Here is a 17,747-nt window from a genome sequence, read left to right as displayed (position 1 = left end):
GGGCTGACGGCATGGGGGCATCAGCAACATCGAGCGCGGTCGGATCACACGGCCACGGCGGATGTCCGGATGTCCGGACGTGTCATGAGGGGTTCAGCGGGTTGCGAGCGGATCTGGATGTGTTCGACCGGGTACACGAGGCGTTCGAGGAGCAGGCGAGCAGGACACCCCATCGCTGTGCGCTGGTCGCCGGCGACGAGCGGCTGACCTACGCCCAGCTGGACGCGGCCGCGAACGCGGTCGCGCACGCCCTGCTCGATCGCGGGGTGACCCGGGGTGACCTGGTCGGTGTGTGCCTGCGCCGCGGCCGGTGGCTGGTGCCCGCGCTGCTCGGGGTGTTGAAGGCGGGGTGCGCCTTCGTGTTGCTGGACCCGGACGCTCCCCCGACGCACGGCACGTCGATCGTCCCCGACGCCGGGCTGTCGCTGGTGGTGGTGGACGACGCGGGTCCGGCCGCGCTCGCGGACGTGCCGGCGCTGGCCGTCGGGGACGTCGACCGCGCCCGCACGACCGCTCCGGGCGTGCGGGGTGCCGGCACGGACCTCGCGTACGTGAGCTACCCGTCCGGCGCCACCGGCCGGGCGAGCGGCGTCCAGGTGGCGCACCGCGACGTGCTGGCGGGGGCGACCCCCGGCGACGAGTCGCGTGGCGTGCTCGGCGCGTCCGTCGCCGAGGTGTTCGCGCCGCTGGTCACCGGCGGGAGCCTGGCACTCGCGGACACCCTGCGGGACGGGCCGGCCGCGGCGGGCCTGGGCCGCGAGACCTACCCACTGACCGGCACGCAGCGGGACCTGTGGACACTCGCCCAGCTCGGCTCGACCGGCACCGCGACGACCGTCGCCTGGCGGCTGCGGCTGCACGGTCCGGTGTCGGTGCCCGCGCTGCGCGACGCCGCGGACGCGATCGTGGCGCGGCACGAGGTGCTGCGCGGCCGGATCGGCGACCGCGACGGCGAACCGGTCATGGTGGTCGGCCCGCCGGTGCGGGTACCGGTGGACGTGCACGACCTGCGCGGGCTGGCCGACACGGACCGCCGGGCCGGGGAACTGGCCGGGGCCGCCGCCCGGCACGCGTTCGACCTCACCACGGACACGCCCCTGTTGCGGATCACGGTGCTCCGGCTCGCCGACGACGTGGCCGACCTGGTCGTCGTGTCCGACCACATCGCCACGGACGGCGCGTCCGTCGGCGTGCTCATGGCCGAACTGGCCGGCACGCCAACGGCGTCCTTCGCGCAGGTCGGGGCGGTGGCGCTGCGGGAACGCGCGCTCGCGGACGTGCCGGGCGAACGGAACCGGCTGGTGGCGTACTGGTCGGACGCGCTGGCTGGGGCGACTCCGCCGGACGCGCTGTTCGACCGCGCCGCGCACGGTGCCCAGCGGTTCCTCGGGGAGCGGATCAGCAGGCCGCTGCCCGGGTCGCTGTGGTCGGCGGTGCGCGCGCTCGCCGAGTCGGCCGGGGTGACGCCGTTCGCGGTGTACCTGTCGGCGCTGGGGGTGCTGGTCGGTGAGCTGGTGCGCGGCCAGGACGTGCTGTTGGGGATGGCGGTCGCGCGACGGGACCTGCCCGAGGTCGAGCACACCGTCGGGCCGCTGGCCGACGTGCTGCCGGTCCGGTTGCGGCTCACGCCGGACACCTCGGTCCGCGATCTGCTGCGCACGACCATGTCCTCGGCGGTGCGCGCCCTCGACCACGGCGGTCTGCCCGGCGGTGAGCTCGCCGGCCTGTGGGACGGCGACCGGCCAGCCGGGGTGCCGCTCACGCCCGTGTCGATCGCGGTGCAGCCCGACGGCCTGCCGATGTCGGTGCACGGACCGGGCACCCGGCTCGACCTGCTCGGCGAGTTACCGACCGGCGGCAGCCACAACCCGCTGACGGTGTTCGTGAACACCCACGTCGACGGCGCCGAGCTGATCGTCGAGCACGACCCGTCGTGGATCTCCCCCGCCCGCGCCCGCTGGTTCACCCGTTCCCTGCTGCACCTGCTGCACACCGTGGTGTCCACACCGGACACTCCACTGTCCGCGCTGAACCTGGTGGCGGACCGGGAACTCACCGAGTTGACCCGGTGGGGCACCGGCCCCGGGCTGCCCGCGCTGGACGCGCGCGACGTGCCGGACGCGGTCTGGCGCACCGCGTCCAGGACACCGGACGCGATCGCGGTGTCCTCGGCGGGTGGGCAGCTCACGTACGCGGAACTGGTCGGCCACGCCGACTGGATCGCTCGGGTACTCCACGCGTCCGGGGTGGCGGCCGGGGACACGGTTGGGGTGTGCCTGCCGCGCGACGAGTTCCTGCCCGCGGCGCTGTTGGCCGTGTGGCGGGCAGGTGCGGCGTATCTTCCGCTCGACACCGAGCAGCCGGTGGCGCGGTTGGTCCAGCTCGCGGGCGAGGCCGGCCCGCGGGCCGTGCTCACGCGCGGCGCGGCGCTGCCGGTGGCGACGGCGGTCGCCGACGCGGTGCCCGGCCTGCGCGTGGTCAGTGCGGACGAGAGCGCGGACGAGAGAGTCGACGGCGTGGCGTTCGCGCCGGTGCTGCCAGCGGGTGACGCGCTGGCCTACGTGCTGTACACGTCCGGCTCGACGGGGCGGCCCAAGGGCGTCGAGGTCAGCCACGCGAACCTGCACGCGTTCGTCCGCTCCCGGGCGCGCCGCCCCGGCATGACACCGAACGACGCGATGCTCGCGCTCGCGCCGCTCGCGTTCGACGTGTCCGCCGAGGAACTGTGGTGGCCCCTCGTCACCGGTGCCCGCTGCGTCGTCGCCGACCGCGACTGCGCCGTCGACGGCCACCAGCTCGCGCGGCGGATCGCCGAGAGCGGGGTCACTGTCGCCGAACTTACGCCGACGAGCATGCGGATACTGCTCGCCGCCGGCTGGCCGGGCGCCCCCGGGCTGCGGCTGATGCTCGGTGGCGAGGTGCTCGACCCGGACCTCGCCGCGACGGTACGACCGCTGGTCGCCGAGCTGTGGAACGGCTACGGCCCGACCGAGACCACGGTCTCGGCGGCCATGCACCGGGTCGTCGGCGACGAGCACGCACGCGTGCCGATCGGCTCGCCGATACCCGGCGTCCGGCTGTACGTGGTGGACGAGGCGGACCGGCTCGCACCGCCCGGCGCCGTCGGCGAGCTGTGGATCGGCGGCACCGGCGTGGCGACCGGCTACCGGGCACGGCCCGAGCTGACCTCGGCCGCGTTCGTCGCCGACCCCGTGCGGCCGGGCGAGCGCTGTTACCGCACCGGTGACCTGGTCCGGTGGCGTCCGGACGCGACGCTTGAGTTCCTCGGCCGCGCCGACGGCCAGGTGAAGGTGCGGGGCAACCGGTTCGAACTCGGCGAGGTCGAGTCGGTACTGCGTGGACTGTCCGGTGTGGACGACGCGGCGGTGGTGGTGGCCGAGGACGGCGTGGACGCCCACGTGGTCGGCTATCTCACCCCCGCGTCCGTCGACGCGGCGGCCGTCGGACGCCAGGCGCGGCGGCTGCTGCCCGCATACATGGTGCCGAGCGCGTGGCGCACGCTGGACACGCTCCCCTTGCTGCCCAACGGAAAGCTCGACCGGCGCGGGCTCCCGCCAGCACCTGTCGCCGACCCGGCCGCGGCCGCGCCGCTGTCGGCCGCCGAGGCGGCCGTCGCGCAGGTGTGGCGGACGTGCCTGCGGGTCGACAGGATCGGCCCGGACAGCGACTTCTTCGCGCTCGGCGGCCGGTCGCTGGCGGCGACCCGCGTGGTCGGCCTGCTGCACGCGCGACTGGGCCGCCGGATCACGGTACGGACCCTGTTCGACCACCCGGTGCTCGCCGACTTCACCGCGCGAATCGCCGAGGAGTCCACCGGTGCGGACCGGCCGCTCGTCGCGCGTGCGGATCCGGCCGCGCCCGCGCCGCTGTCGTCCGCGCAGCGCAGGCTGTGGTTCGCCGCGGCGCTCGATCCGGGCAGCGCCGCCTACAACTCCCCCACGGTGCTGCGCATCCGGGGCGAGCTGGACGAGTCACGGCTGTACCTGGCGGTTCGCGGGCTCGCGGCGCGCCATGACGTGCTCCGCAGCCGGTTCGCCGAGGTCGACGGGGAACCGGTCGCACTCCCCGGACCGGCCGCCGCCGTTCCTCTGTCCACTGTGGACGTGACGGAATCGGAGCTGGCCGAGGAGGTGGCCGCCGAGATCGCGCGGCCGTTCGTACTGGACGCGGCGCCGCCACTGCGCGCGGTGCTGTTCCGGCTCGCACCGGACCACCATGTACTGGCGCTCACCTGTCACCACATCGCGACCGACGCGGTGTCCCAGCGAATCCTGCTGTCCGAAATGGACCTGTTGTACCGCTTGGCACCCGACGACTGGCCGCCGCCACCGGCACTCCAGTGCGCCGACCACGCCGCGTGGGAGCGCACGCAGCACCGGGGTGCGGGACTCGACTGGTGGGCGCGGCGGCTCGCGGACCTGCCCGCGTTGCGGCTGCCGACCGACCGTCCCCGCCCCGCCGTCGCCGACTGGACCGCGGGCGAGGTCGGCCTGCGACTGCCCTCGGCGGTCGTCGGCCGGGTCCGGGACCTGGCGAGCGCGGCCGGGACCACCCCGTTCACGGTGCTGTTCGCGGCCTGGCAACTGCTGCTCGCCCGGCTGGCCGGGGTCACCGACTTCGCGGTCGCGGTACCGCACAGCGGTCGCCGCACCGCCGAGCAGGACGAGTTGGTCGGCTTCTTCGTCAACACCGTGGCCGTCCGCGCCGAGCTGCCGGCCGACGTCGGGTCGGGCCGCGACCTGGTGGCCAGGACGCGTGGCGCCGTGCTCGACGCGTTCGCGCACGCGGAGGTGCCCTTCGACGAGGTCGTGCACCGGCTCGCGCCGGAGCGGGACCCGGCGAGCACCCCGGTGTGCCAGGTGATGATGAACGTCCTCGACGAGCCGGCGACCGCGACACTCGGCGACCTGGCCGTCGCGGTGCTGCCGCAGCCGGCCACCACGGCGCTGTACGACCTGAACCTGGAACTCACCGACGCCGGGGACGGCTGTGCCGGCTCGCTCGTGTTCCGCACCGACCTGTTCGACCGGAGCACGATCCAACGCTGGGCCCGCTGGTACGGCACCCTCGTCGACCGGCTCACCGCCGCCCCGGACGTCCCTCTGTCCACACTGGACATTCTCGACGAGACCGAACGCGCCGCACTGATCGCCTGGGGCACCGGGGAACCGTTGCCCGCCAACCGAACCGTGGTCGCCGACGTGCTCGCGCAGCGGCCGGCCGCGGTGGCCACGTCCTCGCCAACCGGGCGACTGTCCTATGCGGACCTGGCCGGGTGGTCGGCGAGGGCGGCCGGTGGTCTGCTCGCCGCCGGTGTCGCCACCGGTGACGTGGTCGGGGTCTGTCTGCCCCGCGACGAGTACCTGCCAGCCGGGCTGCTCGCGGTGTGGCGGGCAGGCGGCGCGTACCTGCCGCTGGACCCCGGCCAGCCCGCCGACCGGATCGCGGCGCTGGCCGCCGACGCCGGGGTACGGGTCGTCGCGGCCCGCGGCCAGGCGCTGGAGGTGGCCCGCGCCGCGCTGGCGCACCTGACCGTCGTGGACCTCGACGCCCCCACCACGACCGCACTCGCGCCGCGGGAGCCGAGCCCGCAGGACCTCGCCTACGTCATCTACACGTCCGGGTCGACCGGCAGGCCGAAGGGCGTTGCGGTCACGCACGCCAACCTCGCCGCGCTGGTCCACGCGTTCCGCGAGGTCACCGACGTGCGGCAGGCGGACACCTGGCTGGCGGTCGCACCGCTGGTGTTCGACACGGCCACCGGCGAGATCTGGACGACGCTGAGTGCGGGCGCGCACTGCGCGATCGCCGACCGGGACTGTGCCGTCGACGGGCACGCGCTGGTCCAGCGGCTCGTCGCGACCAGCGCGACCCGGTTCAACCCGACGCCGACCACGCTGCGGATGCTCGTCGCCGCCGGACTGCCCGACCTGCCGGGACTGCACGTGCTCGCCGGCGGCGAAGCCCTCGACGGCGCACTGGCGCGGCAGATCACCGCCAGGGTCGCGAGCCTGCGCAACTGCTACGGCCCAACGGAGACGACCATCACCGCGACCACCCACCTGGTGACCACCGCCGACCTCGCGGCCGACCGGCCGGTGCCGATCGGCGGACCGCTCCCGGGCACGCTGCTCACGGTGGTCGACCCGTTCGGCCAGGCCGCGCTGCCCGGCGCGGTCGGCGAGCTGTGCGTCGGCGGCGCCGGCGTGACACCGGGCTACCGGGACCGCCCGGAGCTGACCGCGGCCGCGTTCGGCACCGACCCGGTGCACGGGACCCGCTGCTACCGCACCGGTGACCTGGTCCGCTGGCGCGCCGACGGCGAGCTGGAGTTCCACGGCCGCGCCGACCACCAGGTGAAGATCCGCGGCAACCGGGTGGAGCTCGGCGAGGTGGAACACGTACTGCGCACCGTGGCCGGGGTGACCGACGCGGTGGTCGTGGTGCGTGCCACCGAAGGCGAACCACACCTCGTCGGCTACCTCACCCCGTCCACTGTGGACACCGAGGCGGTGGCGGCCGCACTGCGCGGACGATTACCCGACTACGCGGTACCGCACCGGTGGCTGCCACTCGACGCGTTCCCCACCACCGCGACGGGCAAGGTGGACCGGGCCGCGCTGCCCGCGCCATCGGCACCGGCGCGGGCGGACAGTCCGCTGGCATCGGCGGTCGAGGAGCTCGTGGCGATGACCTGGGCCGAGGTGCTCGGCCGAGGGCAGGTCGGCGCGCTGGACAACTTCTTCGGACTGGGCGGCCATTCGCTCGCCGCGACCAAGGTCGTCGGTCGCCTCGGCGAGGCGCTCGGGTTCCCGATCCCGGTGCGGAGCCTGTTCGACCGGCCGGTGCTGCGGGAGTTCGCGGCGGAACTGGAACGGATCGCGCTGACGGCGCTGGCCGACGACGCTGACGACACCGACGACCTCGGTGTCGTCCCGACGGGGAGCCTGGCATGACGGACTCGCTGGTCACTCCCGCACAGCGGCGCACGCGCGAGCTGCTTGCCCGCCGCGCCGCCGCCGCACTGCGCGGCGCCGCCCCCGTCGCGGTGCCCGCGATCCCCCGCCTCCCCCGCGACGGGACACCGGTGCCGCTGTCGTCCGCGCAGGCCAGGTTGTGGTTCCTGGCCCGCTTCGAACCCGGCGGCCACGCCTACAACCTGCCGATCGTGCTCGAGCTGACCGGGGAGGCCGACGACACCGCGCTGCTGGCCGCGGTCGGTGACGTCGCCGACCGCCACGACGTGCTGCGCGGCGTGTACCGGGAGGTCGACGGCGAGCCGATGCGGTGCGCCGGGCCACCCGTCCCGTTGTCCACAGTGGACCTCACGGCGGCGGAGCTGGACGCGGCGGTGGCCGCCGAGGCCGCCCGGCCCTTCGCGCTCGACGAGGCGCCACCGATGCGGGCCGTGCTGTTCCGGGTCACCGCCGGCCGGCGGGTGCTGGCGTTGACGTTCCACCACATCGCGATGGACGCCCCGTCGGCCGCGGTCGTGCTCGACGACCTCGCCGCCTGCTATGCCGCCCGCCTCGGCCTGCGCGACGTGCCGCCGCCGCCCGCGCTCCAGTACGCGGACCTGGTGGCCTGGCAGCGTTCCCGGCCGGATACCGCCGACGCCGACCTGGACTGGTGGTGCGCGCGGCTCGCCGGGCTGCCACCGGTGCTGGAGCTGCCGACCGACCGGCCCCGTCCGGTCGTGGCCGGGGACCAGGGCGCCGAGATCGACGTCGAGGTGCCCGCCGCGCTGACCGCGCGGTTGCGCGAGATCGGCCGCACCACCGGTGTCACCCCGTTCATGGTGTTCCTGGCGTGCTGGCAGACCCTGCTCGGCAGGCTGGCCGGGACCACCGACGTGCCGGTGGGTGTCCCCGAGTCCGGCCGGCGCCACCCCGACGCCGAACGGGTCGTCGGCTGCTTCGTCAACACGCTGGTACTGCGCACCGACCTGGCCGAGGCGACCACCGGCCGTGAACTGCTCGCCGCCGCCAGGGACACGACGCTCGACGCGTTCGCGCACACCGACGTGGCGTTCGAGCGGATCGTGGAGCGGGTCGCGCCGCGGCGCGGACTCGACGCCTCACCGGTCTTCCAGGTGATGCTCAACGTGCTCGACGACGAAGGGCGGCCACCCGAGCTGCCCGGGCTGACCGCGCGGGTCAGCGAACCGGCGATGCGCACCGTCAAGTTCGACCTGACCCTCGCGCTGTCGCGGTCGGGCGATGGCTACCGCGGCGGCCTGGCCTACCGCACCGACCTGTTCGACCGCGGCACCGCGGCGCGGATCGCCCGCTGGTTCGTCACGCTCGTCGACGGGATCACCGCCGACCTGGACCGGCCGGTCGCCGAGGTGCCCGTCGAGGTGGTGACCGGCCCGGTACTGGCGGGGCCGGCACCGGAACAGACCGCGCACCGCCCGGTGCACACGCTGATCGAGGACACCGCCGACCGCTGCCCGGACCGGGTCGCGGTGGTCGGTGCGACCGGCGCGCTCACCTACCGGCGGCTCGACGAACGCGCCAACCGGCTCGCGCATCGGCTGCGGGCGCTGGGCGTGCGGGCCGACGAGCCGGTCGGGCTGCTGCTCGAACAGGGCACGGACGTGGCGTGCGCGGTGCTGGGCGTCATGAAGGCCGGTGGCGCGTACCTGCCGATGGACACCACCTACCCACCGGCGCGGGTGGCCGCCATCCTGGCCACCGCAGGCTCGCGGATCCTGCTGGCCGAGCCCGGTCTCGACGTGACCGTCCCCGGCGTCACCGTGCTGACCGTCGACGACGCGGTCGCCACCCAGCCCGCCACCCGGCCGGACGTGCCGGTCGCCGGGCACGACCTGATCCACGTGATCTTCACGTCCGGCTCGACCGGTGCGCCCAAGGGGGTCGCGGTCGAGCACCGCAACGTCGCGCACTACCTGGCGGGCATGATGCCCCGGCTCGGCGACGTAGCCGGCACGTCGTTCGCGGTCGTCTCCACCCCGGCGGCCGACTTCGGCCTCACCTGCGTGTACGGCGCGCTGACCACCGGCGGCACCGTGCACCTGGTCGACCGGGACACCGCGATGGACCCGCAGGCCTTCGCCGAGTACCTGGCCGAGCACCCGGTCGACGTGCTCAAGTGCGTGCCGAGCCACCTGGAACTCCTTGCCCGGCACGGAGATCTCGCCGCGGTGCTGCCGAGGCGGCTGCTGATCCTCGCCGGTGAGGCGTGCCCGTGGTCGCTGGTCGAGCGGGTCGAGGCGGCCGACCCCGGCCTGCGGGTGCAGAGCCACTACGGGCACACCGAAAGCACGATGATCTCGCTGACGTGCGACGTCGCGTCCGTCCCGCCGGCCGAGCGCACCGGATACGTGCCGCTCGGCACGCCGCTGCCCGGCGTCGTCGGCCAGCTCGTCGACGCGCGTGGCGCCGTCGTGCCCGCCGGGATGACCGGTGAGCTGGTGATCGGCGGGCCGCAGATCACCCGTGGCTACCTCGGCGACGACGCCCAGACCGCGGCCCGGTTCGTGCCCGACCCCCTGGGGACCGGCGTGCGCTGCTTCCGCAGCGGCGACCTGCTGCGCGTGCGTGCCGACGGGACCGTGCAGTTCCTCGGCCGCGCCGACGACCAGGTGAAGGTGCGGGGCCACCGGGTGGAGCTGGGCGAGGTCGTCGCCGCTCTGCGCGACGTCGACGACGTGGCGGAGGCGGTGGTGCTGCCGGTCGGCGACGGGCTGGACCGCAGGCTCGCCGCGTGGGTGGTGCCGGACGAGGGCACCGATCTGAACGTCGCGGCCGTGCGGCGCACGATGCGCGACCGGCTGCCCGACTACCTGGTGCCCACGTCGATCACGGTCCTGGACCGGTTGCCGCTCAACGCGAACGGCAAGATCGACCGTGCCGCGCTGCCCGACGCGGCCGCCCCGCCACCCGCCGTGCGCCGGCCGGTGGCCACCCCGGCCGAGCGGCTCGTGGCGCGGATCTGGGGCGAGGTGCTCGGCATCGCGGACGTGGCGGCCGACGACGACTTCTTCGCCGTGGGCGGCCATTCCTTCGCGGCGGTGCGGGTGGCCGGGCGGCTGGGTGAGGCGCTGCGCCGCGACGTGGCCGTACGCACGGTGTTCGAGCACCCGGTGCTGGCCGACCTCTCGGCCGTGCTGGCCGCCGACCCCGGCGGCGTGTTCGGCGGCGCGCCCATTCCCGTGCGGCCGGACCCCGAGGCACCCGCGCCGCTGTCGTCCGCGCAGGCGCGGCTGTGGTTCCTCGACCTGTTCGAACCCGGTTCGGCCTACCACGCCGACCTCACCCTGCGCCTGCGTGGACCGCTGGACACCGCGGCGATGGCGCTGGCCGTGCGGGACGTGGCCGCGCGGCACGCCGTGCTGCGCAGCGTGATCGAGGAGCACGACGGCGACCCGGTGGCCGTGCCGGTACCGGCGGACCGCGTCCCGGTGTCCATTGTGGACATAACGGCGGACCGGGTGGCCGCGGCATGCCGGGCCGAGTTGGCCCGGCCGTTCGCGCTCGACCGGGAGCCGCCGCTGCGGGCAACGCTGTTCCGGGTCGCCGCCGACGAGCACGTGCTCGCGCTCACCGTGCACCACATCGCGACCGACAACTGGTCCCGCGGCGTCATCGGCACCGACCTCGCCGACGCCTACGCCGCCCGGCGCGCGGGGTCGGCACCGGACGCGGCCCTGCCCGTGCAGTACGCGGACTACACCGCCTGGCTCGCCGGTCGCCGGCGCGACGAGGACCTCGACTGGTGGTGCGACCGCCTCGCCGGGCTCCCGCCGCTGCTCACGCTGCCGACCGACCGGCCACGCCCCTCGGTGGCCGACTGGTCCGGCGGCCACGTCGACTTCGCCCTCCCCGGCACGCTCACCGCACGGGTGCGCCAGGTCGCCGCCGAGGCCGGGGTCACGCCGTTCACCGTGCTGCTGACCTGTTGGCAGGAACTGCTCGGCAGGCTGGCCGGGACCACCGATGTCGCGGTCGGCGTCCCGGAGTCCGGCCGCCACCACCCCGACGTGGAGTCGACGGTCGGCTGTTTCGTCAACACCCTGGTGCTGCGCACCGATCTCGGCGGCGACCCGACCGTGCGGGAACTGCTCGGCCGCGCACGGGAGACCGTGCTCGGCGCGTTCGCGCACGCCGAGACCACCCTGGACCGGATCATCGAGCGGCTGCGACCGGACCGGACGGTCGCCGCGACCCCGATCTTCCAGGTACTGCTGAACGTGCTGGACCAGCCAGCGACGACGCCGAGCATCCCCGGCGTCGAGGTGAGCGCACCGCCAACCTCGGGCGAGCAGGTGAAGTTCGACCTCAGCATGGTGCTCATCAACGACGGTGACACCTACCTCGGCGGCCTCGCCTACCGGGCCGACCTGTTCGACGCCAGCACCGCCGAGGAGATCACCGCCGGCTTCCAGGAACTCCTGGCCGCCCTGTTGTCCAATGTGGACCAACCAGTGGCAACGGTCGGCCCGGCACGCGACCGGTCCCACCCGGTCGCCGAGACCACGGCGGCGCGCGCCGCCGTGCCGGTGACCGGGGCCCGCGCGCCGGAGACGCCGACCGAGCGGCACATCGCACAGGTGTGGGCACAGGTGCTCGACGTACCCGAGGTCCGTGCCGATGACGACTTCTTCGCCCTCGGCGGGCATTCCTTCACCGCGGTCCGCGCGGTCCGGCTGATCGACGAGCAGCTGCGGGTCATCGACCTGTTCCTGCACCCGACCGTCCGCGAGCTGGCCGTCCACCTCGACGCCGGGCAGTCGACCGGCGACGGGCGCCTGCTCCACCGCCTGTCCCCCGCCCGCGCGGGCATCCCGGACGTGACGCTGGTCTGCGTGCCCTACGGCGGTGGTTCGGCCGCCGTGTTCCAGCCCCTCGCGACCGAACTCGCCACCGCGAGCATCGACGTGCTCGCCGTCGAGCTGCCCGGCCACGACGTCGCCCGGCCGGACGAGGCGTTCCGCACCGTCGACGAGGTCGTGGACCTGCTGGCCGACGAGATCGGCCGGACCGTCACCGGCCCGGTCGCGGTGTACGGGCACTGCGTCGGCTCCGCGGTGGCCACCGCGCTCGCCGCCCGCCTCGAAGCCGACGGCCGCACCGTCATCGGGGTGGTGGTGGCGGGCAGCTTCCCGGCGGCCAGGCTGCCCGGCAGGCTGTCGGCCTGGCTGCAACGCCGGTTCCCCCGCGAACGCTGGGTGGCCGACCGGCTCTACCGGGACACGCTGCGCGCCACCGGCGGGCTACTGGACGACATGGACGAGTCCGCGAGCGCGGCGATGCTGCGTGCGCTGCGCCACGACGCCGGACAGGCGCAGGCGTGGTTCGGCCGCGCACTGGATCCCGGAGCGCAGCACCAGTCCCGGCTCACGGCGCCGGTGCTGTGCGTGGTCGGGTCGAGCGATCCCGCGACCGAGCTGTATCAGGAGCGGTACCGGGAATGGGGCGCGTTCGCCGACCGGGTCGAGCTGGCCGTGCTGCCAAGGGCCGGGCACTACTTCCTGCGCCACCAGGCCGCCGAGGTCGCCGCCCTGCTGGCAGACCGGCTGACCAGCTGGGCGGCCGGTGACCTGCCGCCCAGGGTCGACGACGTCCCGGTCGCCGCTCCCGAGGCCCGGCGCGGGCTGCGCGCGTTCTACGCGGTGGCCGGTGGCCAGGCCGCGTCCATGATCGGCAACGAGCTGAGCGCGTTCGCCCTCGGCGTGTGGGCCTACCAGCGCAGCGGTCGCGTCATCGACCTCGCGCTGGTGGTGTTGCTCGCCCGCGTGCCGAGCATGCTGCTGACGCCGGTCGGCGGCGCGCTCGCCGACCGGGTGGACCGCAGACGGATCATGCTGGGCTGCGACCTGGCCAGCGGCGCCGCGATGGCCGTGCTCGCCGTGCTGGTCGCGCTGGGACGGCTCGACCTGGTGGCGGTGTGCGCGATCGTCGGGGTCATGTCGGTGGCCTCGGCGTTCCACCGGCCCGCCTACCTGGCGGCCATCGCCCAGCTGGTGCCCAAGCCGTACCTGCCGCAGGCCAACGCGCTCGCCGACATCGGTGCCGGGCTGGGCACCATCCTCGGGCCGGTGCTCGGCGGTGTCCTCATGGGACTGTCCGGGCTGACCGCGGTCGTCGTGGTCGACGTGGCCACGTTCGCGATCGGCGTCGGCACGCTGGTGGCGGTGCGGTTCCCGGACAGGATGTTCTTCACCCAGCCAGAGCCGTTCATGAAGGCGGTCACCGGCGGGTGGAAGTTCGTGGTGCGCCGCCGGCCGCTGCTGGTGATGATCGGTTACTTCGCGGTGGTCAACTACTTCACCGCGGTGATGTGGGTGGGGCTCACCCCGTTGGTGCTCTCGATCGGCTCGACCGGCGAGCTGGGGTTGGTCAGCGCCGTCGGCGGGATCGGCGCGGCGGTCGGCGCGCTCGTCGTGATCACCTGGGGCGGCACCGCGCGCCGCGCCACCGGCATGATCGCGTTCGTCATCGGCTCCGGGATCGGGGTGCTGCTGATGGGGGCGTTGCCGTCGGTGATCGTGGTCGCGGCTGGCCTGTTCGTGCGGCTGGCCTGCATGAGCATCGGCAACGCGCACTGGCTGTCCATCATCCAGACCAAGGTCGGCCAGCAGCTGCAGGGCCGGGTGCTGGCGATCAACGTCATGCTGGCGACGGCCATGCAGCCGCTCGGGTTCCTGACCGCGGGACCGCTCGCGGAGTGGCTCGGCGGGTTCGCCACGCTGATGGTGGTCTCCGGGGTCGTGCTGGTGGTGTGGGGAGTGCTCGGCCTGCGGTACCGGCCGCTGCACGACATCGAGGACCTGCTGCCGGACGCGGCTCCCCCGGCGGAGCTCGACGCCGACCTCGACCGCACGCAGGAGCTCGCCGACCGGCACCTGGCGCGGTGAGGCCGATGCCCTCCCTGGTCACCTCGGCCGACATCCGCGCCGCGGCCGAGCGGATCCGGCCCGCCGTGCACCGCACACCGCTGGTGGGTGGCGGCGGTTTCTGGCTCAAGCCGGAGAACCGGCAGCGGACCGGCTCGTTCAAGGCACGTGGTGCGCTCAACGCGGTCGCCCGGCTCACCGCGGACCACGTCCTGGCGCAGTCGTCCGGCAACCACGGGCGTGCGGTGGCCTACGCGGCCGCCCGGCACGGCCTGCGCGCCACGGTCGTCCTGCCCGACACCGCGCCCGCGCTGAAGGTGGACGCCGTGCACGCGCTCGGCGCGCACGTGGTCGTGGTGCCGCCCGCGCTGCGCGCGTCCACCACCGAGGAGCTGGCGGCGCGCACCGGGGCGGCGGTCGTCGGGTCCACGGACTTCGACGTGATCGCCGGGCACGGCACGGTCGGCGCGGAGATCGTCGCGGACCTGCCGGACGTGCGCACGGTCCTGGTGCCGGTGTGCAACGGCGGCCTGCTCGCCGGGGTCGCCGCCGCGGTGAAGGCGGTCTCCCCCGGCATCCGCGTCGTCGGCGTGGAACCGGCACTCGCCGGGGACGCGGCCGAGTCGGTGCGCCTCGGCAGGCTCGTGCGGTGGCCGGTCGAGCGGACCTACCGCACGATCGCCGACGGGCTGCGTGCCCCGGTGCTCGGCGAGCTCGCCTGGCAGCACGTCCTGGCGCTGGTGGACGACATCGTCACCGTCGAGGAGGACAGCATCGTCGCCGCGCAGGCGTTCCTGGCCGACCGGTTCGGCGTGCTCGCCGAGCCAAGCGGCGCGGTGGCGACCGCCGCCCACCTCACCGGGCGGTCCGGTGGCGCCACGGTGGCGATCGTGTCCGGCGGCAACGTCGCCCCGCCGGCATGCCGGCCGCCCACCGGGGCGCGGAGAGCGGGCGTTCCCTGACCGGTGACCACCGTCGGCCCGACCTGCGGGTTCGTCGTTGTTCTCGGCTAAGGTCGAGCAGCAGCTGAACCGCGCGTCACCAGACGGGCAGCATCCCGGTCCGGGTCGGTTCACGTGTCCAGGGAGCACCCGTGACGGAGGAACAGCCGCCGAGTCCGGTCGGCGCCCGGTCCTACGACGAGCTGGCTCAGCGGCTGAGACAGGCGTTGGCCTGGGCGGGGTTGACCCACCGCGAGCTGCACCGGCGGGTACGGCGGCTGCGCACGGCCAGAGGGACGGTCGACCTGCCCGTCTACAACACGGTGTACCGCTGCCTGCGGCCGGGACGCAAGCGGATGGACGTCGAACTGGTCGTCGACATCGCGGCCGTGCTGCTCGGCATGGACGTCGCGGCGGAATGGCGGCAGGCGCACCGGGTGATCACCGGAAACGCCACCGAGGCGGCCGTGATCGGCGTGGCCGACCAGCTGCCGGCCGGGGTCGGCAGGTTCGTCGGCAGGCAGGCGCAACTGCGCCAGGTGCTGGGCGCGGTGCCCGACGACAGCGGCGTGTGGGTGATCTCCGGAATGGCCGGGGTCGGCAAGACCCGGTTCGCCAGCGAGGTCACGCGGCTGCTGGCCGAGCGGGGCCGGTTCACCGACGTGCGGCTGGTGGTGAACCTCCGCGGCTTCGACGCGGATCGGCCCGCCGCGGACCCGGCCGCGGTCCTCGACGGCTTTCTGCGCCGGCTCGGGGTGTCCGGTGGCGAGATCGGCTGCCTCTCCCTCGCCGGCCGCAGCGCGTTGTTCCGCCGACTGCTGGACGGACGGCGCGCACTGGTCCTGCTGGACAACGCGGCGTCGGTCGACCAGGTGCTGCCGTTGTTGCCGGCCGGCCATGGCTGCCTGGTGTTGGTCACCAGCAGGCGCCGCCTGGTCGGGTTGGGGGCGGCCGGGAACGTGGCGCTGGAGGTGTTCACGCCGCGGGAGTCGGTGGAGTTGCTCCGCGACGGCGTCGGCGCCGAGCGCGTCGACGCGGAGCGGGGCGAGGCGGCCGACATCGTCGAGTTGGTCGGCCGGTTGCCGTTGGCCCTCGCGCTGGTGGCCCGCCGGTTGGCCGCCTCACGGGAGTGGACCATGGCCGACCACCGCGACCGCCTGGTCGAGCTGCGGACCATGCTGCGGCTGGACGACGGGGTCGAGGTCGCGTTGCGTACGTCCTACGACGAGTTGGCCGAGCCGGACCGGGTGCTGCTCGGGTTGCTCGCCCTGTACTCGGGACGCGATGTCGACGAGCACGCGGCGGCGGCGCTGGCCGGCGTCGAGGTCGGCGTCGTCCGTCGGCAACTCGACGACCTGTTGGCGGCCAACATGGTCGCCACCCGGGCGGCCCGGTTCGAACTGCACGACCTGGTCCGGGTGTTCGCCGAGAAACGCGTGCGGGAGGACGTCCAGGCTCGGGTGCGCCGGGCCGCGGCGGTTCGGCTGCTCGACTTTCAGCTGGCCACCACCAGGGCCGCGCTCGTCACCTGTTACCCACACGAGGCGCAGCGGTGGGCCGGCCTGCCCCGCCCCGCGGTGCGGGGACTCGCGTTCGGCGGCGCGGACGAGGCGATGGCCTGGCTGGAGACCGAGCGGGTCAACCTCGTCGTCGCGTCCGGGTGGGCGCCGGCCGAGGGGCGCGCCGAGCACGTGACCCGGCTCGCGTGCGTGATGATGAGCTATTTCGAGGCCCGGGTGCACGTGAGTGACGCGCTCGCCCTGTTCGGCAACGCCATCCTGGTCGCGTCCGGCGCCGCACGCGGGCATGTGCTGAACGGGCTGGCCATGACCCACTGGCAACTGGGGAAGGCCGCTGAGGCACTCGACATCCTGGAGGACGCGATCAGCGAGTTCGCCGCCGCCGGCGAGTCAGATTACGCCGACAACCTGGCGGGCAACGTGGGCCTGCTGTTGACCAGTCTCGGTGACTATCGCGCCGCGTTGCCCTGTTTCCGGCGGGCCATGGACTTCGCGGTCGCCAAGAACAACGAGTCCTTTCGGGCACGGCAGTTGTGCAACATCGGCCTGGCCGAGCTGCGGCTGGGGAACTACTCCGCCGCCGTCGACAGTCTGACCAGGACCCTTGAGGTGACCAGGTCGGTCGGTGACCACCTCTGTGAATGCCGGGCGCTGGACGGTCTCGGCACCACGTTCTGGCGCATGGGAAAGGACACCGACGCACAGGCCTGGTACGTGCAGGCACTCGACGTGGCCAGGCAGACACACAACCGGGCCGACGAGGGCAAGGTGCTCAGCCATCTCGGTGTCCTCACCGTCGCGGCCGGACGGTTCGACGACGCGTTGGCGCATCACCGGCAGGCCATCGACCTGGCAGGCCAGCTCGGCAGCAGGGAAGGAACGCTGGCCGCGAGCAACGACCTGGCGGCGACCCTGCTCGCCGCCGGGCGAGCCGCCGACGCCGTACGCTGCCTGCGGCAGCTGCTCGACTCGGCGACCGGGGCGGACAGCCGCTACGAACTGGCAAGAGCGCACAACGGACTCGCCGACGCGCTGTTCGCCGAGGGTGATCCGGTCGCCGCGCGGACACACTGGCAGTCCGCGCACGCCGCGTTCACCGAGATGGGCGTGCCGGAGGCCGTCGAGGTCCGCGAGCGTCTCGTCGCCGGCCAGAGCTGACGCGTCGCACATCCGCGACCCAGGCCGGTTCGTCCCCCCAGCCATCCCACGACCCCATGTCTGCAAAAGACCTGGTCGCAGCCGTTTTCACGTTGGGTATCGTCATCATCCAACAGGTGAAGTTGGCGGAGACCGTCATCGCGGCGATGAGCATGGACGATGCCCCGAAGTGTGAGCTGCGAAAACTCCCCGGTGAAGGAAAGAGTCGACTGTACGACCACCCCGCCGAGGCCGTGTGATCCAGCG

5 protein-coding genes are annotated in these 17,747 nt (G+C 74.2%); all 5 read left to right on the top strand.

Annotated features, from left to right (window positions below):
- The first annotated feature begins 101 nt into the window (after nt 1-101).
- Entirely contained in the window at nt 102-6,977 is a 6,876-nt protein-coding gene (locus ACYVIP_RS12460; protein WP_460395446.1) for an amino acid adenylation domain-containing protein, read from the top strand.
- Complete coding sequence (locus ACYVIP_RS12455; protein ID WP_460395444.1) at nt 6,974-13,903, top strand: non-ribosomal peptide synthetase/MFS transporter; 6,930 nt, start codon at nt 6,974-6,976, stop codon at nt 13,901-13,903. The genes ACYVIP_RS12460 and ACYVIP_RS12455 overlap by 4 nt, the downstream gene beginning before the upstream one ends.
- Nucleotides 13,904-13,908: 5 nt before the next feature.
- Nucleotides 13,909-14,844 (top strand): threonine ammonia-lyase, encoded by a 936-nt coding sequence (locus ACYVIP_RS12450; RefSeq protein WP_460395442.1) that lies wholly within the window; start codon nt 13,909-13,911, stop codon nt 14,842-14,844.
- A gap of 131 nt (nt 14,845-14,975) precedes the next feature.
- A complete protein-coding gene (locus ACYVIP_RS12445; protein ID WP_460395440.1) occupies nt 14,976-17,501 on the top strand; it encodes a tetratricopeptide repeat protein in 2,526 nt (841 codons plus the stop codon).
- 56 nt (nt 17,502-17,557) lie between these two features.
- Nucleotides 17,558-17,740, top strand: a complete 183-nt coding sequence (locus ACYVIP_RS12440) for a hypothetical protein (RefSeq protein ID WP_460395438.1) — start codon at nt 17,558-17,560, stop codon at nt 17,738-17,740.
- The last annotated feature ends 7 nt before the right edge of the window (nt 17,741-17,747 follow it).

It is taken from the genome of Actinophytocola sediminis (assembly GCF_054779715.1).
Note: the sequence above shows the minus strand (reverse complement) of the source record. Positions and strands in the feature narration are given on the sequence as shown.

Bases quoted from the DNA above. Each gene is read 5' to 3' on its own strand.
- ACYVIP_RS12440 (WP_460395438.1), top strand. From the start codon at position 17,558: ATGTCTGCAAAAGACCTGGTCGCAGCCGTTTTCACGTTGGGTATCGTC.
- ACYVIP_RS12455 (WP_460395444.1), top strand. From the start codon at position 6,974: ATGACGGACTCGCTGGTCACTCCCGCACAGCGGCGCACGCGCGAGCTG.
- ACYVIP_RS12450 (WP_460395442.1), top strand. From the start codon at position 13,909: ATGCCCTCCCTGGTCACCTCGGCCGACATCCGCGCCGCGGCCGAGCGG.